The sequence below is a fragment of the Klenkia sesuvii genome (assembly GCF_037083825.1).
Lineage (GTDB): Bacteria > Actinomycetota > Actinomycetes > Mycobacteriales > Geodermatophilaceae > Klenkia > Klenkia sesuvii.
This window is the reverse complement of sequence record NZ_JBAPLU010000004.1, coordinates 114,209-134,067: the sequence shown is the minus strand read 5'-3', so window position 1 is coordinate 134,067 and position 19,859 is coordinate 114,209. Positions and strand designations below refer to the sequence as shown.

General features: G+C 73.2%; 17 protein-coding genes. 12 read left to right on the top strand and 5 right to left on the bottom strand.

Annotation, left to right across the window (positions count from 1 at the left end; all coding sequences use genetic code 11):
- Positions 1-710 precede the first annotated feature (710 nt).
- Both TEK04_RS05700 and TEK04_RS05695 read left to right on the top strand, forming a co-directional pair.
- Positions 711-2,693: a primary-amine oxidase gene (locus TEK04_RS05700; protein WP_336403350.1), complete on the top strand. Its 1,983-nt coding sequence runs from the start codon at positions 711-713 to the stop codon at positions 2,691-2,693.
- A 15-nt stretch (positions 2,694-2,708) separates the two neighbouring features.
- Complete coding sequence (locus tag TEK04_RS05695; RefSeq protein ID WP_336403349.1) at positions 2,709-3,302, top strand: TetR/AcrR family transcriptional regulator; 594 nt, start codon at positions 2,709-2,711, stop codon at positions 3,300-3,302.
- Here the strand turns inward: TEK04_RS05695 and TEK04_RS05690 are convergent.
- On the bottom strand, positions 3,207-4,025 hold the full coding sequence (locus tag TEK04_RS05690; RefSeq protein WP_336403348.1) for a GntR family transcriptional regulator: 819 nt from the start codon (positions 4,023-4,025) through the stop codon (positions 3,207-3,209). The genes TEK04_RS05695 and TEK04_RS05690 overlap by 96 nt on opposite strands.
- A gap of 124 nt (positions 4,026-4,149) precedes the next feature.
- On the opposite strand from TEK04_RS05690, the gene TEK04_RS05685 reads away from it, so the two are divergent.
- The 6 genes from TEK04_RS05685 to TEK04_RS05660 are packed head-to-tail and all read left to right on the top strand — an operon-like array spanning position 4,150 to position 11,423.
- Positions 4,150-5,439: an Nramp family divalent metal transporter gene (locus TEK04_RS05685; RefSeq protein WP_336403347.1), complete on the top strand. Its 1,290-nt coding sequence runs from the start codon at positions 4,150-4,152 to the stop codon at positions 5,437-5,439.
- Between the two features lie 50 nt (positions 5,440-5,489).
- Positions 5,490-7,001 carry a fumarylacetoacetate hydrolase family protein gene (locus TEK04_RS05680; RefSeq protein WP_336403346.1) on the top strand — a complete coding sequence of 504 codons (1,512 nt, stop codon included), beginning with the start codon at positions 5,490-5,492 and terminating at the stop codon, positions 6,999-7,001.
- 55 nt (positions 7,002-7,056) lie between these two features.
- Positions 7,057-8,607 carry a 5-carboxymethyl-2-hydroxymuconate semialdehyde dehydrogenase gene (gene hpaE, locus TEK04_RS05675; protein ID WP_336403345.1) on the top strand — a complete coding sequence of 517 codons (1,551 nt, stop codon included), beginning with the start codon at positions 7,057-7,059 and terminating at the stop codon, positions 8,605-8,607.
- A 45-nt stretch (positions 8,608-8,652) separates the two neighbouring features.
- Positions 8,653-9,819 carry a 3,4-dihydroxyphenylacetate 2,3-dioxygenase gene (gene hpaD / locus TEK04_RS05670; RefSeq protein ID WP_336403344.1) on the top strand — a complete coding sequence of 389 codons (1,167 nt, stop codon included), beginning with the start codon at positions 8,653-8,655 and terminating at the stop codon, positions 9,817-9,819.
- Positions 9,820-9,849: 30 nt separating this feature from the next.
- Positions 9,850-10,635, top strand: a complete 786-nt coding sequence (gene hpaH, locus TEK04_RS05665; RefSeq protein WP_336403343.1) for a 2-oxo-hept-4-ene-1,7-dioate hydratase — start codon at positions 9,850-9,852, stop codon at positions 10,633-10,635.
- Complete coding sequence (locus tag TEK04_RS05660) at positions 10,620-11,423, top strand: HpcH/HpaI aldolase family protein (protein ID WP_336403342.1); 804 nt, start codon at positions 10,620-10,622, stop codon at positions 11,421-11,423. The genes hpaH and TEK04_RS05660 overlap by 16 nt, the downstream gene beginning before the upstream one ends.
- Here TEK04_RS05660 and TEK04_RS05655 read toward each other — a convergent pair.
- Entirely contained in the window at positions 11,417-12,349 is a 933-nt protein-coding gene (locus TEK04_RS05655) for a LysR family transcriptional regulator (RefSeq protein ID WP_336403341.1), read from the bottom strand. The genes TEK04_RS05660 and TEK04_RS05655 overlap by 7 nt on opposite strands.
- Positions 12,350-12,450: 101 nt before the next feature.
- On the opposite strand from TEK04_RS05655, the gene TEK04_RS05650 reads away from it, so the two are divergent.
- From TEK04_RS05650 to TEK04_RS05635, 4 genes are read left to right on the top strand one after another with little or no spacing between them, the layout of a single operon-like run.
- Positions 12,451-13,644 carry a cytochrome P450 gene (locus TEK04_RS05650; protein ID WP_336403340.1) on the top strand — a complete coding sequence of 398 codons (1,194 nt, stop codon included), beginning with the start codon at positions 12,451-12,453 and terminating at the stop codon, positions 13,642-13,644.
- Between the two features lie 17 nt (positions 13,645-13,661).
- A complete protein-coding gene (locus TEK04_RS05645; protein WP_336403339.1) occupies positions 13,662-13,988 on the top strand; it encodes a 2Fe-2S iron-sulfur cluster-binding protein in 327 nt (108 codons plus the stop codon).
- A gap of 9 nt (positions 13,989-13,997) precedes the next feature.
- Positions 13,998-15,242, top strand: a complete 1,245-nt coding sequence (locus TEK04_RS05640) for an NAD(P)/FAD-dependent oxidoreductase (protein WP_336403338.1) — start codon at positions 13,998-14,000, stop codon at positions 15,240-15,242.
- Positions 15,243-15,262: 20 nt separating this feature from the next.
- Positions 15,263-16,471: a cytochrome P450 gene (locus TEK04_RS05635; protein ID WP_336403337.1), complete on the top strand. Its 1,209-nt coding sequence runs from the start codon at positions 15,263-15,265 to the stop codon at positions 16,469-16,471.
- A gap of 9 nt (positions 16,472-16,480) precedes the next feature.
- Here TEK04_RS05635 and TEK04_RS05630 read toward each other — a convergent pair whose 3' ends face one another.
- Genes TEK04_RS05630 through TEK04_RS05620 form a run of 3 tightly spaced genes read right to left on the bottom strand, consistent with a single transcriptional unit; the run spans position 16,481 to position 19,779 of the window.
- Positions 16,481-17,212, bottom strand: coding sequence for an SDR family NAD(P)-dependent oxidoreductase (locus tag TEK04_RS05630; RefSeq protein ID WP_336403336.1), 732 nt, complete (start codon positions 17,210-17,212; stop codon positions 16,481-16,483).
- 37 nt (positions 17,213-17,249) lie between these two features.
- Positions 17,250-18,725, bottom strand: a complete 1,476-nt coding sequence (locus TEK04_RS05625; protein WP_336403335.1) for an APC family permease — start codon at positions 18,723-18,725, stop codon at positions 17,250-17,252.
- Positions 18,726-18,777: 52 nt separating this feature from the next.
- Positions 18,778-19,779 (bottom strand): phosphotransferase enzyme family protein, encoded by a 1,002-nt coding sequence (locus TEK04_RS05620; RefSeq protein ID WP_336403334.1) that lies wholly within the window; start codon positions 19,777-19,779, stop codon positions 18,778-18,780.
- Positions 19,780-19,859 lie beyond the last annotated feature (80 nt).

Genomic DNA, 19,859 nt, shown 5'->3' with positions numbered 1-19,859 from the left:
GGGTCGGCCGGTTCTTCCCTGCCATCTCCCCGAGCAGCGCCCGCAACGGGGAGACGGGCGGAGCACCGTCGCCCCAGCCCACGGTGTCGTCCACCATTCCGCGCACCTCGAGGTCGCGCGGCGCCTCGCGGACGGAGCGTCTCCCCCGAGCAGGCGATGGCCGCCCCGCGCTGGGTGGTGGGCGGTCCGGGCCCGGTGAGCCCGAGGACCTCGTCCTCGTCGAGTCCGACGTGGTGCCCGCAGGGTGAGCGCCCCGACGATCCGGCCGACCACCCGGGAGCGACGAGGCCCCGGCATCCCCTGCAGGCCGCGGCCTTCCTGCCGATCTTCGGCACCGGGATGGTCGACGCGACCAGCTACCTGGGGTTGGTCCTGGTCTCCACGGGGAGCAAGTCCCGCCTCGGCGGGGTCCTCCGGTGCGCACTCGTTCCGCCGAGGTGGAGCCGTCGCGCTGATGGCGGGCGGCGCTGTGACCGGCGGCGCGTCGGTGGGGCCGGGCGTTGGTGAGGCTGGGCGACGCCTCGGCCCTGGCCGCCGCCGTGGTCGTGCCGGCCGCGCCGGTCGTGATGACCCGCAGCCACCGGGCGGTCCGTCGAGCACAGGTGTCCTGACCGTGCGGGTCGTTCTTCCGGGCACCTTCCCAGGACGCGCCCTCAGCGGTAACCTCGGTCACACGCATTTTCTACACGTGTAGAGACACCGGGAGAACCATGTCCACCAGCGTTCGTGCGACCCCGTCCACCCACCCGCTCGACCAGCTGACCGCCGACGAGGTCGCCGCGGCCCGCGCCGTGCTCGTGGAGGCCGGGCTGGTCACCGGCAGCACCCGGTTCGTCTACGTGGGCCTCGAGGAACCGCACAAGATCCACCTCCGGGACGGGGCGGGCACGCCCGACCGGGCCGTCCGGGTGCTGCTGCACGAGCTCGCCCCGCCGTCGGCCAAGGACGTCGTCGTCTCGCTGACCCGGGGCGAGGTGACCGGCCGGCGCGACCTGGACGCCGCCACCGACGGTCAGCTGCCGGTGCTGGACTCGGAGTTCGCCGTCGTCGAGGAGGTCCTCGCCACCGACCTGCAGTGGCTGGCCGCGCTGGCGGCCCGGGACCTGGACGTCGCCGACGTGCGGGTCGCCCCCCTGTCCGCAGGTGTCTTCGAGTACCCGGAGGAGCAGGGGCGGCGCATCCTGCGCGGATTGGCCTTCCGGCAGGACCACCCGGGGGACCACCCGTGGGCACACCCGATCGACGGCCTGGTGGCCTACGTGGACGTGGTGAACAAGACCGTCGACCAGGTCATGGACCTCGGTCCGGTGCCGATCCCCGAGGAGTCGGGCAACTTCGACGACCCCGCCGTCACCGGGCCGATGCGGACCACGCAGAAGCCCATCGAGATCACCCAGCCCGAGGGCCCGAGCTTCAGCCTCGAGGGCAACCTGCTGCGCTGGGAGAACTGGGAGCTGCGCGTCGGCTTCGACGCCCGCGAGGGGCTGACGCTGCACCAGATCGGGTTCCGCGACGGCGACCGGCTGCGGCCGATCATCCACCGCGCCTCGATCGCGGAGATGGTCGTGCCCTACGCCGACCCCTCCCCCGTGCGGTCCTGGCAGAACTACTTCGACACCGGCGAGTACCTGGTGGGCCGCTACGCCAATGCCCTCGAGCTCGGCTGCGACTGCCTGGGTGACATCACCTACATGGACGCGGTCATCGCCGACGAGGACGGCCACCCGCAGGTGCTGCGCAACGCCATTTGCATGCACGAGGAGGACTTCGGCATCCTCTGGAAGCACACCGATCTGTGGGCCGGCTCGGCGGAGACCCGGCGGCAGCGCCGGATGGTGATCAGCTTCTTCACCACGATCGGCAACTACGACTACGGCTTCTACTGGTACCTCTACCTCGACGGCACCATCGGGTTCGAGGTCAAGGCCACCGGGGTCGTGTTCACCTCCGCCTACCCGGGCGAGGGCTACCCGTACGCCTCGCAGGTGGCTCCGGGGCTGGGTGCCCCCTTCCACCAGCACCTGTTCAGCGCCCGGCTGGACATGACGGTCGACGGGACCACCAACAGCGTGGAGGAGCTGGACTTCGTCCGGGTGCCGATGGGGCCGGACAACCCGCGCGGCAACGCGTTCACCCAGCGCCGGACGACGCTGCGGCGGGAGTCCGACGCCCAGCGGATGGCCGACCAGGGGGTAGGCCGCATCTGGCACGTCACCAACCCCGACAGCCGCAACCGCCTCGGCGAACCGGTCGCCTACGCCCTCCTGCCCGAGGGGCAGCCGGCCCTGCTCGCGGACCCGGACAGCCCGATCCACCGCCGCGCGACCTTCGCCGCCAAGCACCTGTGGGTCACCGCCTACGACCCGGCCGAGCGCTACGCCGCCGGCGACTTCGTCAACCAGCACGCCGGCGGGGCCGGGCTGCCGCAGTACGCCGCCGCCGACCGCGGGGTCGAGGCCACCGACGTCGTCCTGTGGCACACCTTCGGGTTGACCCACGTGCCGCGGCCCGAGGACTGGCCGATCATGCCGGTGGACTACACCGGGTTCAAGCTCAAGCCCGTCGGCTTCTTCGACCGCAACCCCACCCTCGACGTGCCGCCCAGCGCGAGCGCGCACTGCCGCTCCCGCACCGCCGAGGACGGCGATCCCGACGGTCCTGCGGGCGGCGCCGGCGACTGCTGCTCCGACTGATCGCGGGGGGTCGGCGTGCCCAAGCTGGTCGACCGGGAGCTGCGGCGTCAGGAGATCCTGGAGGCCACCTGGCGCATCATGGCCACCCGGGGAGCCGATTCGGCGACCATGCGGGAGATCGCCCGGGAGGCCGGCTACGCCAACGGGGCGCTCGCGCCCTACTTCGCGAGCAAGGACGAGCTGGTCGAGGCAGCCTTCCTCTTCGTCTTCGAACGGACCAACGACCGCATCCGAGCGGCGCTCGCCGGGCTCCGGGGGGTGGCGGCGCTGCGCGCTTTCCTGGTCGAGGTGTTCCCCACCACCGAGACCACCCGGTCCGAGGCGCGGATCGTGCTGCCCTTCTGGAGCCGCACCGTGACGGACGACCGGCTGGCCAGGCTCAGCGACGCCTCGGTCGTGCGGTGGAGGGAGGAGCTGGCAGCGTTGCTCGCCCAGGGCCGGGTCGACGGCGACGTCACCGTCGACACCCCCGACGCAGTGCTGGTCGACCACTTGCTGGCGACCGCCTACGGGCTACAGGTGCTGGCCCTGCTGCCCGACTCCCCCTCGTCCCCGGCCACCCAGCTCCAGCTGCTGGACGCCGCGGTCGCGGCCCTCGGGGCTCGCTGAGGGATCCGGCCGCGCCGGGGCCGAGGTCCAGCGAACGTCCACCGGCCCCGGGCCAGCCTCGGCCCGGGCTGCCAGGAACGCATCCAGGGTCGCGGCCCGGTGCCGCCGGGCGGCGAGCTCGACCTCGACCAGGTCGCCGCCCCCCTCGATCACCCGCAGGATCTGCTCGTGCTCGTCCACGCTGGCCGGCGGGCGACCCGGGACGAACCCGAAGATGGAGTCGCGCAACGCCGCCAACCGGCTCCATCCGCGCCCGACCAGGTCCCGCACGTGCGGGTTGGGGCACCGGTCGAACAGCAGGGCGTGGAACTCGCGGTTCAGCTCGGTGAACCGGTGCGGGTCGAAGTCGGCCAGACCCGCCCGCATCTGCTCGTTGACCGCGCGCGCCTGCGCCAGCACGGCCGGGGTCAGCAGCGGCGCGGCGAGCGCGGTGGCGAACCCCTCGACCAGGGCGAGGGTCTGCATCGTGTGGACGTACTCAGCTTCGTCGACGAGGGCGACCTGCGCCCCGACGTTCTTCACGAAGGTGACCAGTCCCTCGGCCTCCAGCAGTCGCACCGCCTCGCGCACGGGCACCACGCTGACCCCGAGCTCGGTGGCGATCTGGGCCAGCACGAGCCGGTACCCCGGCGTGAACCGACCGGAGGTGATCTTCTCGCGAATCCACTCGTAGGACAGCTGCGCCTTGCTCGGCGACACCCCGGGGGCTGCGCCGGTCACCATGCAGGGTCGTCCGAACCGCGACGTCGCGTGACCATGCCGGTCATCGTATTCGACCCTTCCCCCCGAGGTTCTCATCGTATACGTTCCGACCGACATCGATGTCGAGCCCGGCCTGGAGATCGCCATGCCCCTGTCGCCGCTCCGAGTCACCGACCTCCCGGGTCGGGCGAACAGGGCTCGCCCCCCGGCGCCGCGGCGCTCCGGTCGCAGACTGTGGCCACTACTCGGTCCGGCGTTCGTCGCCGCCGTCGCCTATGTCGACCCGGGCAACTTCGCCACCAACTTCACCGGCGGGGCCTCGTTCGGGTACACGCTGCTGTGGGTGATCGCTGCAGCGAACCTGATGGCGATGCTCATCCAGGCCCTGACCGCCAAGCTCGGCCTGGCCACCGGTCGTGACCTGGCGTCCAACTGCCGAGAGCGACTGCCCCGCCCGGTCACCTGGGGGCTGTGGTTGCAGGCAGAGGCGGTGGCCATCGCCACCGACCTGGCCGAGATCGTCGGCGGCGCCGTGGCCCTGGATCTCCTGCTCGGCGTCCCCCTGCCCGTCGGTGGGATCATCACCGCGGTCGCGGCCTTCGTCCTGCTGGGCGCCCAGTCCCGCGGCCACCGACCCTTCGAGCGGGTGATCGCCGGACTGCTGCTGGTCATCGGGGCCGGCTTCGCCTACACGCTGGTCGACTCCGGGGTCGATCCCTCTGGGGTGGCCGCCGGTCTGGTGCCCGGCTTCGCCGGCAACGAGAGCGTTCTCCTGGCCACGGGCATCCTCGGCGCCACGGTCATGCCGCACGTCATCTACGTGCACTCCGCGCTCACCCCGGGCCGCTACGGCGACGCCGTGCGCGAGGGCGCGACCCTCGTCGGGCGTCAGCGGTTGCTGCGTGCCCAGCGGATCGACGTCCTGGTGGCCATGGGACTCGCCGGCCTGGTCAACGCGGCGATGCTCATCATCGCCGCGCAGCTGTTCACCCCGGGTGACGGCATCGAGTCCCTCCAGAGCGTGCACCAGGGCATCGGGGCGCAGCTGGGCGGCGGCGCCGCGCTCGCCTTCGCCCTCGCCCTCTTGGCCGCCGGCTTCGCCAGTTCGTCGGTGGGCACGCACGCGGGCCAGGTCGTGATGGCCGGCTTCCTCCGCCGGCAGGTACCGGTGCTCGCCCGCCGACTGATCACACTGCTGCCCGCTCTCCTGGTCCTGGTGATCGGCGTCGACCCGACCACCGCGTTGGTCTGGTCGCAGGTCGTGCTCTCCTTCGGCATCCCCTTCGCCCTGGTGCCTCTGCTGTGGCTGACCAGCCGCCGGGACCTGATGGGCGCGTGGACGAACCGTCGGCTGACGACCCTGACCGGCGCAGTCGTCGCCGGCCTCGTCATCGTGCTCAACGGTCACCTCGTCGTGGCCGTCCTGCTTCCTTGACCACCCAGGTGCGCAACGTATACGATTCGTCCCGGAAAGAAGGGCTGTCGATGACCACCGAGAGCGACCCGCGCCCCACCACAGGCGACCCGCGCTTCGCCGCCCTGCCGAGCCGGCCGGGCAAGGTCCTGGCCGTGCACCTGAGCTACCCCTCACGGGCCGACCAGCGGGGTCGACGTCCGGCCCACCCGTCCTACTTCTTGAAGCCGTCGAGCTCGATCGCACCGTCCGGCGGGACGATCGAGCGCCCTGCGGGCACCGAGCTGCTGGCCTTCGAGGGCGAGGTCGCGCTGGTCATCGGTGCCCCCGCCCGCCGGGTGCCGGTGTCCCAGGCCTGGTCGCACGTGGCCTGGGTGACCGCGGGCAACGACTTCGGCGTCTACGACCTGCGCGCCGCCGACCGCGGCTCCAACGTCCGGTCCAAGGGCGGCGACGGCTTCACCCCCCTGGGCCCCGGGCTGGTCGACGCCGGCACGGTCGACCCCGAGCAGCTGCGGGTCCGGGTATGGGTGAACGGCACCCTTGCCCAGGACGACACCACCGAGGGGCTGCTGTTCCCCCTGGCCCAGCTGGTGGCCGACCTGTCCCAGCACCTCACCCTGGAGACCGGCGACGTCGTCCTCACCGGTACCCCGGCGGGGTCCACGGTGGTGGTCCCCGGCGACGTCGTCGAGGTCGAGGTCGACGCGCCGGGCGCCCCGGGTGCCCCGACGTCGGGGCGGCTGGTCACCACGGTGGTGCAGGGCAGCACGCCCTTCGACGCGTCGGTGGGGTCGGTGCCCTCGGTCGACGACGCCCAGCGGTCCGAGGCGTGGGGCTCGCGCGAGGCCGCCGGGCTCCCGGCCGAGCCGGCCGGCGTGCTCACCCCGGAACTGCGCGCGAAGCTCGAGCGCGCCCCGGTGGCCGGGCTGTCCGGGCAGCTGCGCAAGCGCGGGCTCGACGACGTCACCATCGACGGCGTCCGGCCCCTGCACCCCGACCGCAAGGTCGTGGGCACCGCCCGCACGCTGCGCTTCGTCCCGCACCGCGAGGACCTCTTCGCCTCCCACGGCGGTGGCTACAACGCCCAGAAGCGGGTCTTCGACGCCGTGCGCGAGGGTGAGGTCATCGTCGTCGAGGCACGGGGGGTGACCACCTCGGGCACTCTCGGCGACATCCTGGCCATCCGCGCGCACGCCCGCGGTGCGGCCGCGATCGTGACCGACGGCGGGGTCCGGGACCTCGACGCGGTCACCGCGGTCGGCATCCCGGTCTACGCCGCCGGCGCCCATCCGGCCGTGCTCGGCCGCCGGCACGTGCCCTGGGACCTCGACCTCACCATCGGCTGCGGCGGGACGACGGTGCAGCCCGGCGACGTCGTCGTCGGCGACGCCGACGGCGTGGTCGTCATCCCCCCCGCCCTGGCCGAGGAGGTCGCCGACGCCACCCTCGCCCAGGAAGAGCAGGACGCCTGGATCGCCGAGCGGGTGGCCGAGGGCCACCCGGTGGACGGGCTGTTCCCGATGAACGCCGAGTGGCGCGCCCGGTACGAGGCCGACCGGCAGCGGTCGGCCACTCCCTGAGCACCGTCCTGCCCGAGGGGGCCGCCGGCCTCCGCACCCCGACCTGGGAGAATCCATGACCGACACCACGACCCCGCAGGGCCACGTCCCGGCCGACCTGCCCACCCGCATCCAGCACTACATCGGCGGCGAGTTCGTCGACTCCGTCGACGGCGCGACCTTCGACGTGCTGGACCCGGTGTCCAACGAGGTCTACCTGCAGGCCGCGGCCGGCGGGGCAGCCGACGTCGACCGGGCCGTCGCCGCCGCCCGCGTGGCCTTCACCGAGGGCCCCTGGCCGCGGATGCTCCCCCGCGAGCGTTCCCGGATCCTGCACCGGGTCGCCGACATCGTGGAGTCCCGCGACGCCCGGCTGGCCGAGCTGGAGTCCTTCGACTCGGGGTTGCCGATCACCCAGGCGCTGGGCCAGGCGCGGCGGGCGGCGGAGAACTTCCGGTTCTTCGCCGACCTCGTCGTCGCCCAGGCCGACGACACCTTCAAGGTGCCGGGTCGGCAGATCAACTACGTGAACCGCAAGCCCATCGGCGTCGCGGGCCTGATCACCCCCTGGAACACCCCGTTCATGCTGGAGTCCTGGAAGCTGGGCCCGGCGCTGGCGACCGGCAACACGGTCGTGCTCAAGCCAGCCGAGTTCACCCCCTTGTCCGCGTCGTTGTGGGCCGGAATCTTCGAGGAGGCCGGGGTGCCCACCGGGGTGTTCAACCTGGTCAACGGGCTGGGCGAGGCCGCCGGCGACGCGCTGGTCAAGCACCCCGACGTGCCGCTGATCTCCTTCACCGGCGAGAGCAGCACCGGGCAGCTCATCTTCGCCAACGCAGCCCCCTTCCTGAAGGGGCTGTCGATGGAGCTCGGCGGCAAGTCACCGGCCGTGGTGTTCGCCGACGCCGACCTCGACGCGGCCGTCGACGCCACCGTCTTCGGGGTGTTCTCCCTGAACGGGGAGCGCTGCACCGCCGGCAGCCGCATCCTGGTGCAGCGCGCGGTGTACGACGAGTTCGTCGAGCGCTACGCCGCGCAGGCCGGGCGGGTCACGGTCGGCTACCCGCACGACCCCGACACCGAGGTCGGCGCGCTGGTGCACCCGGAGCACTTCGACAAGGTGATGAGCTACGTCGAGATCGGCAAGGGCGAGGGCCGCCTGGTGGCCGGCGGCGGTCGTCCCGAGGGGTTCCCCACCGGCAACTTCGTCGCCCCGACCGTGTTCGCCGACGTCCCGCCGACCGCCCGGATCTTCCAGGAGGAGATCTTCGGCCCGGTCGTGGCCATCACGCCCTTCGACACCGACGAGGAGGCGCTCGCCCTGGCCAACGACACCCGGTACGGCCTGGCCGCATACGTCTGGACCAACGACCTCAAGCGGGCGCACAACTTCTCGCAGGCCGTGGAGGCGGGCATGGTCTGGCTGAACTCCAACAACGTGCGCGACCTGCGCACCCCGTTCGGCGGCGTGAAGGCCTCCGGGCTGGGCCACGAGGGCGGCTACCGCTCCGTCGACTTCTACACCGACCAGCAGGCGGTGCACATCACGCTGGGCGCGGTGCACAACCCGACCTTCGGCAAGCAGGAGCACCACGAGCCCTCGCTGGCCGACCCCGAACCCCGCTGAGCCCTCCCCTCACCCGCCGGACCCCTCTCGAGCAAGGACGCCGACATGACCCGCGCCAGTGACCGCACCCTGACCTCCTCGGGCTTCTACGTCTCCCAGGAGACGCCGATCCAGGCCGCGAACCCGATCGCCACCCCGCAGGCCGAGCCCCCGGACGTGCTGCGGTGCGCCTACATGGAACTGGTGGTCACCGACCTGGCGGCGTCGCGGCAGTTCTACGTCGACGTGCTCGACCTCGTCGTCACCGAGGAGGACGAGAACACCGTCCACCTCCGCTCGATGGAGGAGTTCATCCACCACAACCTGGTCCTGCGCCAGGGCCCGGTGGCCGCCGTCGCCGCGTTCTCCTACCGGGTGCGCACGCCCGGGGACCTGGACAAGGCGGTCGCGTTCTACACCGAGCTGGGCTGCCGGGTGGAGCGGCGGGCCGAGGGCTGGACACGGGGCATCGGCGACTCGGTGCGCGTGGAGGACCCGCTCGGGTTCCCCTACGAGTTCTTCCACGACGTCGACCACGTCGAGCGGCTGGCCTGGCGCTACGACCTCTACACCCCGGGTGCGCTGGTTCGGCTGGACCACTTCAACCAGGTGACCCCCGACGTGCCCCGCGCGGTGGCCTACATGCAGAACCTCGGCTTCCGGGTCACCGAGGACATCCAGGACGGCGAGGGCGTGGTCTACGCAGCCTGGATGCGGCGCAAGCCCACCGTGCACGACACCGCGATGACCGGCGGCGACGGCCCGCGCATGCACCACGTCGCGTTCTCCACCCACGAGAAGCACAACATCCTGGCCATCTGCGACAAGCTGGGCGCCCTGCGGCGCTCGGACGCCATCGAGCGCGGCCCCGGCCGGCACGGGGTGTCCAACGCCTTCTACCTCTACCTGCGCGACCCCGACGGCCACCGGGTGGAGATCTACACCCAGGACTACTACACCGGCGACCCCGACAACCCGGTGGTCACCTGGGACGTCCACGACAACCAGCGCCGCGACTGGTGGGGCAACCCCGTCGTCCCCTCCTGGTACACCGAGGCCTCGCTGGTGCTGGACCTGGACGGCAACCCGCAGCCCGTGGTGGCCCGCACCGAGTCCTCGGAGATGGCGGTGACCATCGGCGCCGACGGGTTCTCCTACACCCGGCCGGCCGAGGGCGAGGAGTCGATGCCGTCGTGGAAGCAGGGCGAGTACAAGCTGGGCAACCAGCTCTGAGCCGGGTCACCGGGACCTGCGGAGGAACCGATGCTGCCACCTGACGTGATCGCCTCGCTGGCCGAGGAGCTGGCCGCCGCCGACCGCGAGCGGCGGCTCGTCCCGCGGATCACCGCGCGCCACCCCGAGGCCACCGTCGAGGACTCCTACGCCATCCAGGGGGTCTGGCGGGACGCCCAGCTCGCGGCGGGACGCCGGCTGGTGGGCCACAAGATCGGGCTCACGTCGCGGGCCATGCAGCAGGCGACGGGGATCACCGAGCCCGACTACGGGGTCATGTTCGACGACACCGTCTTCGACAGCGGGGCGCAGATCCCCCACGACGCCTACACGAACGTGCGCATCGAGGTCGAGCTGGCCTTCGTGCTCGCGCAGCCGCTCGCGGGGCCGCACTGCACGCTGGTCGACGTCCTGCGGGCCACCGAGTACGTGGTGCCTGCGCTGGAGGTGCTCAACAGCCACATCGAGCTGGAGGGGCGCACCATCGTGGACACCATCAGCGACAACGCCGCCTACGGGGGCATGGTGCTCGGCGGCACCCCGAAGCGGGTCGATGACGTGGACCTGCGGTGGGTGTCGGCGGTGCTGTACCGCAACGAGAGCATCGAGGAGACCGGTGTGGCGGCCGGCGTGCTCGGCCACCCGGCCCTCGGCGTGGCCTGGCTGGCCAACAAGCTGGCCCAGCACGGCACCGTCCTGGACGCCGGCGAGGTCGTGCTCGCCGGGTCCTTCACCCGGCCGATGTGGGTCTCGCGGGGGGACAGCGTGGTGTGCGACTACGGGTCGCTGGGGGTGGTCTCGTGCCGCTTCGTCTGAGGCCGACGTTCGGCGACGACCTCCGCCGGGCCGACCGGCCGCTGGCGGGCATGTGGGTCTGCACCGGTTCGCCCCTGGTCGCCGAGATCTGCGCGGGGGCCGGGCTGGACTGGCTGCTGGTGGACATGGAGCACTCCCCCAACGGGCTGGAGTCCGTGCTCGCCCAGCTGCAGGCGGTGGCGGCCTACCCGGTCACGCCGGTCGTCCGGGTGCCGGCCGGCGACGTGGTGACCATCAAGCAGGTGCTGGACACCGGGTCGCAGAACCTGCTGGTGCCGATGGTGTCCACCGCCGCGGAGGCCGAGGCGCTCGTGCAGGCCGTCCGCTACCCGCCCCGCGGCCGCCGCGGCGTGGGGTCCGCGCTGGCCCGGTCGGCCCGCTGGAACAGGGTGGACGGGTACCTCGCCGACGCCGACGCACACGTGTCCCTGCTGGTCCAGGTGGAGACCGTGGAGGGCGTGGCCAACGCCGGGGCGATCGCGGCGGTGGACGGCGTCGACGGGGTGTTCGTCGGTCCCTCCGACCTCGCCGCGTCGATGGGCCTGCTCGGTCAGCAGACCCACCCCGACGTCGTGGCGGCCGTGATCGCGGCGTTCGGGGCGGTCCGGGCCGCGGGCACCCCCGTCGGGGTCAACGCCTTCGACCCCGACGCCGCCCGGTCCTACCTCGAGGCCGGCGCCTCCTTCGTGCTCGTGGGGGCCGACGTCGCCCTGCTCGCGCGCGGCTCGGAGGCCCTGGCCGCACGGTGGGTGGCCACGGGGGAGGACGGCGAGCGCGCCTCCTACTGAGCCGGCGACGCGCGGTACCGGACATCGGTGGAGTGCGCGTGCTCGGCGGCGAAGCCGACCAACGCCTGGGCCCGGTCGGTCAGGGAGACGCCCCGGGGCCACACCACCAGCACGCCCACCTCGCCGGCCGGTGGCGTGATGGGCACCGTCGCCAGCGGCAGACCCTCGTAGGAGCGGTCCACGGCAGGGCGCTGCACCACGACCGAGTAGCCCAGCCCGCGGGCGACCAGCGAGCGGGTCAGCTCGAAGTCGGTGGTCCGCTGGGTGACCCGCGGGACGACCCCGGCCTCGGCGAACACCCGGGCGGTGTGCTGGGCGGCCGGGGGCAGGTCGAGCAGGATCAGCGGCTCGTCGGCCAGGTCGGCCAGCGCCACCGCGCCCGCACCGGCGCAGCGGTGGTCGGCCGGCAGCAGCACGTAGGGCCGCACCGTGTACAGCAGCACCGACTGCAGGCCGTCGGGCAGGCCCATGTCGTAGACCACGGCGAGGTCCAGCGCGCCGGAGAACAGCATCTGCACCAGGTCGTGCTGGCCGCGGGCCACCACCTCGAGCTCGACGTCGGGGTGGTGCTCGGCGGTCCACTGCACCAGCAGCGGCAGGATCGTCGGCGACACGGTGGCGTAGCACCCCACGGCCAGCGGGCCGCTCAGCCCCGCTCCGCCGCTGGAGGCCGCCAGGCGCAGCTCCTCGGCGTCGCGCAGCAGGGCCTCGGCCCGCTCCCGCAGGTAGACCCCGGTGGGGGTCAGCGTGATGCCGTGCGCCTTGCGGCGGACCACCAGCTGGGTGCGCAGCACCCGTTCGAGCCCGGACAGCGACGCCGCGACCGCGGTGGGCGTGATGCGCAACCGGGCCGCGGCGCCGGCGATCGAGCCGGCGTCGGCCACGGCGACGAAGTAGGTCAGCTGGCGGAGCGTGTACTCGGCCACCGCTACCCCACCTCGTCTTCGCTTGTTGGCAACGAAACGGAACTTTACGTGCTGAGGTGACACCGACCACAGTGGGTCCACGTCATGAGCAAGGAGGCTCGATGAGCACGCAGACCAGCGAGCAGGTGCGCCCGGTGCCCACCGCGGAGTGGGTCACCATCCCGGACCTGGTCGAGGACCCCTACCCGGTGTTCGCGCGGCTGCGTGCGCAGGCCCCGGTGCACTGGGTCCCGGCGGTCGACCGCTACCTGGTGGTCGGCTACCACGCCGCCCACGAGGTCGAGCTCGACGCCGACCGCTTCACCGCCGACGAGGCCGGCTCGCTGATGAAGCGGGCCATGGGCCACAGCATGCTGCGCAAGGACGACCCCGAGCACGCGGTCGAGCGTCAGTCCTACGGCGGCGTGCTGCGCCCCCGGGCCATCAAGGCCCACTGGGACGCGCTGTTCCAGCGCAACGCCCAGGCTCACCTGCAGCGGCTGCGGGCAGCCGGGCCCGGCGCCGACCTGGTCGCGGAGTTCGCCGCGCCCTACGCCGCGGAGAACCTGCGGCAGATCTGCGGGTTCCACAACGCCACCGCCGAGGACCTGCAGCGCTGGTCGCAGACCCTCATCGACGGCACCGGCAACTACGCCGACGACCCCGACGTGTGGGCTGCGGCGCAGCGCTCCTCCACCGAGGTCGACACCGCGATCGACGAGATGCTCGTGCGGTTGCGGCACGAGCCCGACCACACCCTGCTGTCGGGGCTGGCCGACCTGCCCATCCCGCTGGAGGCCGTCCGCGCCAACCTCAAGATGACCATCGGCGGCGGGTTGAACGAACCGCGCGACGCCATCGCCACCACCCTGTGGGCGCTGCTGTCCCACCCCGACCAGCTCGACCGCGTGGTGGCCGACCGGCGCTGGGCCGACGCCTTCGAGGAGTCGATCCGGTGGGTCGCGCCCATCGGCATGTACCCGCGGCAGGCCACCGGGGACACCGTGCTCGACGGGATGGCCATCCCCGGCGGTGCGCGGCTGGGCGTGCACGTGGGCGCGGCCAACCGCGACCCAGCGCTGTTCGACGAACCCGAGCGCTTCGACGTCGACCGGCCCAAGGTGCCGCACCTGGCCTTCGGCGGCGGCAGCCACTTCTGCGCCGGTGCCTGGGTGGCCCGCGCGTCGGTCGTCGGCGTCGCCCTCCCCCTGCTGGTGGGCGAGCTGCCCGACCTGCGGCTGGACCCCGCCTCCCCCGCCCAGGTGCGGGGCTGGGTGTTCCGCGGGGTCACCCACCTGCCTGTCCTGTGGTCCTGACCCCCGAGGAGACCGACATGCCCACGGTGACCTACCACCACGACTCCGGTGAGCCCGACGTCGTCGACGTCGACGCCGGCACCAGCCTGATGCACGCGGCGGTGCGCCACGGCGTCCGCGGCATCGTCGGCGAGTGCGGCGGGCAGGCCATGTGCGCCACCTGCCACGTCTACGTGCGCGAGCCCTGGCTGGGCGTGCTCCCCGACGTCGGGGAGGACGAGGACGAGATGCTCGACTGCACCACGGCCCCCCGCGACGACGACCGCAGCCGGCTGTCCTGCCAGCTGCTCGCCGGCCCCGACCTCGACGGCGTCGAGGTCGACGTGCCGGCCAGCCAGGTCTGAGGCGCATCCGTGGCCGACCAGGACCGGGTGGTCGTCGTCGGGGCCGGGCACGGCGGGGTGCAGGTGGCCGCGTCGCTCCGCGAGGGCGGCTTCGCCGGGGCCGTGACCGTCGTCGGGGACGAGGCGGCCCTGCCCTACCAGCGCCCGCCGCTGTCCAAGGAGCACCTCTCCCCCGGCCGGCCCGCACAGCCGCTGCCGCTGCGCGGTGCCGGCTTCTACGCCGACCACCGCATCGACCTTCGCACCGGCGTCCGGGCCACCGCCGTGGACCTGCCCCGCCGCACGGTCGTCCTCGACGACGGCGACGAGCTGTCCTACACCGCGCTGGTCCTCGCCACCGGCGCCGCCAACCGGACCCTCGCCCTCCCCGGCAGCGGCCTGGCCGGCGTGCACGACCTGCGCACACTGGCCGACGCCGAGGCACTGCGGGCCGACCTCGGGCAGGCCAGGTCCGCCGCGGTCGTGGGCGCGGGGTTCATCGGGCTGGAGTTCGCCGCGGCGGCCCGCGCCCACGGCATCCCGGTCACCGTGCTGGAGGCCGCCGACCGGCCGATGGCCCGGGCCCTGACCCCTGTGATGTCGGACTGCCTCGCCGCCGCGCACCGGGAGATGGGCAGCGATCTGCGCCTCGGCGAGGGCCTGGCCGAGCTCCTCGGCCGGGACGGCCGGGTGACCGGTGTCCGCACCGGGGCCGGCGCCGAGCACGCAGCCGACGTCGTGCTGGTCGGGGTGGGCGTGCGCCCCCGCGACGACCTGGCGCGGGCCGCCGGCCTGCTCGTGCACGACGGGGTCGTGGTGGACTCCCGCCTGCGCACGTCGGACCCGCACGTCTACGCCGTCGGCGACTGCGCCAGCTTCCCGGGACGGTCGCCCGGGACACGGGTGCGCCTGGAGTCGGTGCAGAACGCGACCGACCAGGCCCGGCACGTCGCGGCCGGGATCCTCGGGTCGGCCGGGGACTACACGGAGGTGCCCTGGTTCTGGAGCAACCAGGGCCCGCTGCGGCTGCAGATCGCCGGGCTCGCCCGGCCCGGGGACACCACGGTGGTCTGCGGCGACGTCCCGGGCCGCCGGTTCTCCGTGCTGGCGTTCCGGGACGGGGTGTTGGTGGCCGTGGAGTCGCTGAACCGCCCCGCCGACCACGTCGCCGCCCGCCGGGTGCTGGCCGCGGAGGTCACCCCCACCCCGCAGCAGGCGGCCGACCCGGCCTTCACGCTCAAGGGGTTCGCCGGGCAGACGGCGTCGGCCGCGTGATGCCGGCGACGGGGGACCCCGTGGTCCCGACCCCGACCGAGCCCCCGACGGCCGACTGGGTCGACCCGGCGGAGATGGTGCGGGACCCCTACGCCACCTACGAGCGCCTGCGCGAGCTGGGGCCCGTGGTCTGGGTCCCGGCGATGGGCAAGTACCTCGCCGTCTCCTTCGCCGCGTGCCGCGACGTCGAGGCCGACCAGGAGACCTTCTCCGCGTCGGTCACCGGCGGGACGATGGCCCGGGCGCTGGGCGCGACGCCCATGCTGCGCAAGGACGACCCCGAGCACGCCGCCGAGCGGCAGCCGGTGAACGCCACCATGCGCCCCCGCAGCATCCGCCAGACCTGGGTCCCGGTGTTCGAGCGCAACGCCCGCACCCACCTGGACGTGCTGCGCGAGGTCGGCCCCGAGGCGGCCGACCTCGACCGCGACTACGCCGCCCCGGTGGCCGCGCAGAACCTCATCGACCTGCTGGGGCTCAAGGGCGCGGCCGTGGCGGACATGCACCGGTGGTCGCACGCCTTCATCGCCGGCACGGGCAACCTGCACGACGACGCCGACGTCTGGCGGCGCTGCGACGCCGCACGGGCGGAGGTCGACGCCCTGCTGGAGGACCTGGTCCCCCACTACCGCGCGCACCCCGACGAGTCCATGACCTCGGCGTTCGCGAACAGCGGGATGCCCGACGGGGCGGTGGCGGCCAACGTGAAGCTGACCATCGCCGGCGGGATGAACGAGCCCCAGCACATGGTGACCGCCCTCGTGTGGGCGCTCAGCGGCCACCCCGACCAGCGCCGCCGGGTGCTGGCCGATCCCTCGGCGTGGCCGGCCGTGTTCGACGAAGCCGTCCGCTGGCTGTCCCCGATCGGCATGTACCCGCGGCAGACCACCCGGGAGACCGTGCTGGCCGGGATGCGTCTGCCGGCGCAGGCCCCGATCGGCGTCGTGGTCGCCGCGGCGAACCGCGACCCCGCCGAGTTCGACCGCCCCTCCGTCTTCGACAGCGCCCGCCCCCGGCAGTCCCACCTGGGCTTCGGCAGCGGGGTGCACCTGTGCGCGGGCCACTGGGCCGCCCGCATCTCGATCGGGGAGATCGCCGTCCCGCTCGCCTACGAGGTCCTGACCGGCCTGCGCACCGACCCCCGGCGGTCGGAGCAGTGGGCGGGCTGGGTGTTCCGGGGCCTGACCTCCCTGCCGGTCACCTGGGGCCCGGCACAGGACCCGGCCTGACCACCGCGCTCAGGCGGGGAACGAGGAGCGGGCGTGGTAGCCGTGGTCGGCCAGCAGGGACACGCCGGTGACGGCGCGGGAGCGCGGTGAGGCCAGGCCCAGCACCAGCCAGGCGATGTCGGCGGCGCTGCTGACGGGGTAGCCGACGTCGTCGAAGGAGTCCACGCCGAGGCCGTCGCGCGCCATGGGGGTGTCCACGATCGAGGGGCACACGCTGTTGACCCGGATGCCGAACGGGCCGTGCAGCTCCACCGACAGTGCCCTGGTCAGCTGCACCAGGGCGCCCTTGGACGCGTTGTAGGCCAGCATCCCGGGCACCGCGACGAACCCCGAGTCGCTGCCGATGAAGGTGCACGTGGGGCTGGTGCCGGCCCGCAGGTGGGGCAGCGCGGTCTTGGCCAGCAGGAACGGACCGGCCACGTTGACCCGCTGCACCTCGAGGAACTCCGTGGCCGGCACCTCCTCGACGGGGTCGCCGAGGGTGCCGGCGATGCCGGCGCTGCCGACCACGTGGTCCAGCCCGCCCAGCCGGCTGACGACGTCCTCCACCGCCGAGCGCAGCACCCCCTCCTCCCCCGCGTCGCCGAGCTGGTCGAGGGCGGCCTGCATCCGGGCAGCGCTGCGGCCCAGCACCGCCACGGATGCGCCCTCGGCGAGGAAGGCCGAGGCGACGCCCAAGCCGATGCCCGACGTGCCGCCGGTGATGAGCACCCTGCTGCCGGTGAGGCCGAGGTCGGCCATGCGCGCGCCTCCTCCTGGGACGATGGGTGCCGGGCCGTCAGCGGGCCGGCTGGTCGGTGCGGTCGGCGGCCGGGTCGAACCGTTCGAGGTCGGTGTTCAGCGCCCGGTAGACCTCGGGGCGGCTGCGGCGCAGCCAGACCGCGTACGCCAGCCCACCGACCAGGGCGAGGACCAGCAGCCAGGGCAGCAACCGGACGTACAGGGCATCGGACCCGGCGACGAGGGTGAAGTTGTCCACCGCCATCACGCAGATCGCCAGCAACCCCACCATCCCCAGACCCGGGGCCACGAGGGTCGACCACCAGCGGGTGTCACGCACCCGGCGGAAGTGGACGACGACCGAGGTGGCGGCCATCAGCTGGAGCACCAGCACGCACAGCGTGCCGAAGCCGATCATCACGGGCACCAGGCTCAGGATGGGGTCCAACCCCAGGACGGCGAACAGCGCCGCGATCGCGACGGAGAAGACGAAGTTGGCGACCAACGCCGTCTGCGGCGCGCCGTTGGTGCGGGTGGTGGCCAGACCCCTGGGCAGGATGCCCACCCGCCCGAGCGCGTAGAGGTACCGCGCGGCCATGTTGTGGAAGGCCAGCAACGCCGCGAACATGCTCACGACCAGCAGCACCTGCGCCAGGTCCAGCAGAACCGTGCCCAGGTACTGCTCGATGAGCACGAAGACGAAGTCGCCGGTGGCCAGGCGGTCGACGGCGACCTGCTGGGCGTCCTGGACACCGGCCGCGCTCACCAACGCCCACACCGTGAGGGCGTGGATGAGCGCGATGATGGTGATGGCGGCGTAGGTCGCCCGGGGGATGGTCCGCCGGGGGTCGCGGGACTCCTCGCCGAACAGTGCGGTGGCCTCGAACCCGAGGAAGGCCGTCGCGGCGAACAGCAGGGCGAGCCCGACGGACCCGCTGAACGCCACGTCGGTGCCGAACACCGAGAAGCTGAAGCCGGTCCGCACCAGCACCGCGACGCAGAACACCGCGAGGACCAGGGTCTCCAGCACGAGGGCGACGCCCAGCACCTTGGCGCTGATCTCGATCCCGCCCCGAGCCAGGAGGAAGGAGGCGAGCATCATGACCAGGCCGGCCACGTACCAGGGGATGTCGACGCCCAGGAGGTCGGCGGCTACCAGCGAGGTGAAGAACCCCGAGGTGCCGATGGCACCGGCGACGAAGAAGTTGTAGCCCATCGTGGCGATGAACCCGGCGACGAGGCCAGCGGGTCGTCCCAGACCCCGCACGACGAAGGCGTAGAACCCGCCGGCGTTGACCAGGTCGCGCGACATGGCCGCGTAGCCGACGGCGAACAACAGCAGGATCGCTGCCACCGCGAGCACGGCGAAGACGACGCCGCCGCCGTTGCCGAGCGCGATGGCCAGGGACATGACCACGATCGCCCCGGTCAGCGGGGCGACCGCGGCGAGCACGAGGAACACGACACCGGGGACGCCGAGCTGGTTGCGGGCGAGCCCGGACGCCGGACCGGGGGTGGAGCCGGAGGTGGACATGGCGGTTCCTTCCGTTGTCGGGCCGGGTGGGCCCGGGACTCGATGAGGTGGTTCAGACCAGCTCGGCGCGCTCGGCCAGGTACTCCTGGGCCAGCGCCACGACGACCGGGACCACCTCCTCGGCGATCCAGGCGGCGGTCTCCTCGCCCGGGCGTGCGGCCGCCCAGCCCAGGTAGGTCAGGCCGCGGGCCAGCAGCATCCCGGTCCAGTGGGCCAGCTGGCGGTCGTCCAGCTCGCGCTGGGTGCGGTAGCCGCTGACGACGGCGTCGACGAACTCGGCGAACCGCGGGTGCGGGCGGAAGAAGAACAGGACGGTGGCGAGCTCGAACAGGTGCCAGCCCTCGCCGAAGTCGTCGAAGTCGATGACGACGAACTCCGACCCGCGGACCAGGACGTTCTCCGGGGTGAGGTCGGCGTGGATGACGCCGTAGACGTCGGGTCCGTCGCCGAGGTCGGCCAGGTCGGCGGCCAGACGGTCGACCGCCCCGCTCAGCAGCTCGCGGTCGGGCGCCGACAGCGCCGGCAGCGCCAGCGGGTCCCCCCACAGCGCCTGCGCACCCAGCAGGCCGGGGCCGTCCCAGGCGTCCCGGTCGAACCCCGGCAGCCGGCCGAGCTCGGTGAGGTGGTTGTGCAGGGCGCCGGCCAGCTGGCCCACCCGGTGCAGGTCCTCCGGGGTGATCGGGCTGGAGCCGTCGAAGGCGGCACCGGCGTCGCCGAGCTGCCGGCCGCCGACGACCCAGCGCATCACGCACACCAGCACCGTGCCGCCGGGCCCGTCCTCGACCGCGCAGATGAGCTCGCCGTCGGTGGTGCGGACCGGTTCGGGGACCGGGAACCCGCGCTGCTGCAGGGCCGACAGGTAGGCCAGCTCGGTGCCGACAGCCTCCGCGGTGTGCAGACCCGGCCGGTGCAGCCGGACGGCGTAGTCGGCTCCGTCGCACGTCGCCCGGAAGACCCAGTTCTCCCGGAACTTCACGAACTGCAGGTCCGCGTCGTGCAGGCCGTAGCGCTGCAGGGCGGCCCCGGCGGTGCGCCGCGCCCAGGTCTGGTCCATCGCCACGCTGACCTCCCGGTCCGGCTCCCCGGTCGAGTGACCGGGCTCACCGGGAGGTTCGCAGTTGCTGATCGTATACG

Excerpts from the sequence above, each read along its gene's own strand:
- TEK04_RS05630 (WP_336403336.1), bottom strand. The coding sequence starts at position 17,212 with ATGGCCGACCTCGGCCTCACCGGCAGCAGGGTGCTCATCACCGGCGGC.
- TEK04_RS05625 (WP_336403335.1), bottom strand. The coding sequence starts at position 18,725 with ATGTCCACCTCCGGCTCCACCCCCGGTCCGGCGTCCGGGCTCGCCCGC.
- TEK04_RS05680 (WP_336403346.1), top strand. The coding sequence starts at position 5,490 with ATGACCACCGAGAGCGACCCGCGCCCCACCACAGGCGACCCGCGCTTC.
- TEK04_RS05690 (WP_336403348.1), bottom strand. The coding sequence starts at position 4,025 with ATGGTGACCGGCGCAGCCCCCGGGGTGTCGCCGAGCAAGGCGCAGCTG.
- TEK04_RS05645 (WP_336403339.1), top strand. The coding sequence starts at position 13,662 with ATGCCCACGGTGACCTACCACCACGACTCCGGTGAGCCCGACGTCGTC.
- hpaD (WP_336403344.1), top strand. The coding sequence starts at position 8,653 with ATGACCCGCGCCAGTGACCGCACCCTGACCTCCTCGGGCTTCTACGTC.
- TEK04_RS05620 (WP_336403334.1), bottom strand. The coding sequence starts at position 19,779 with ATGGACCAGACCTGGGCGCGGCGCACCGCCGGGGCCGCCCTGCAGCGC.
- TEK04_RS05650 (WP_336403340.1), top strand. The coding sequence starts at position 12,451 with ATGAGCACGCAGACCAGCGAGCAGGTGCGCCCGGTGCCCACCGCGGAG.
- hpaH (WP_336403343.1), top strand. The coding sequence starts at position 9,850 with ATGCTGCCACCTGACGTGATCGCCTCGCTGGCCGAGGAGCTGGCCGCC.
- TEK04_RS05700 (WP_336403350.1), top strand. The coding sequence starts at position 711 with ATGTCCACCAGCGTTCGTGCGACCCCGTCCACCCACCCGCTCGACCAG.
- TEK04_RS05685 (WP_336403347.1), top strand. The coding sequence starts at position 4,150 with ATGCCCCTGTCGCCGCTCCGAGTCACCGACCTCCCGGGTCGGGCGAAC.
- hpaE (WP_336403345.1), top strand. The coding sequence starts at position 7,057 with ATGACCGACACCACGACCCCGCAGGGCCACGTCCCGGCCGACCTGCCC.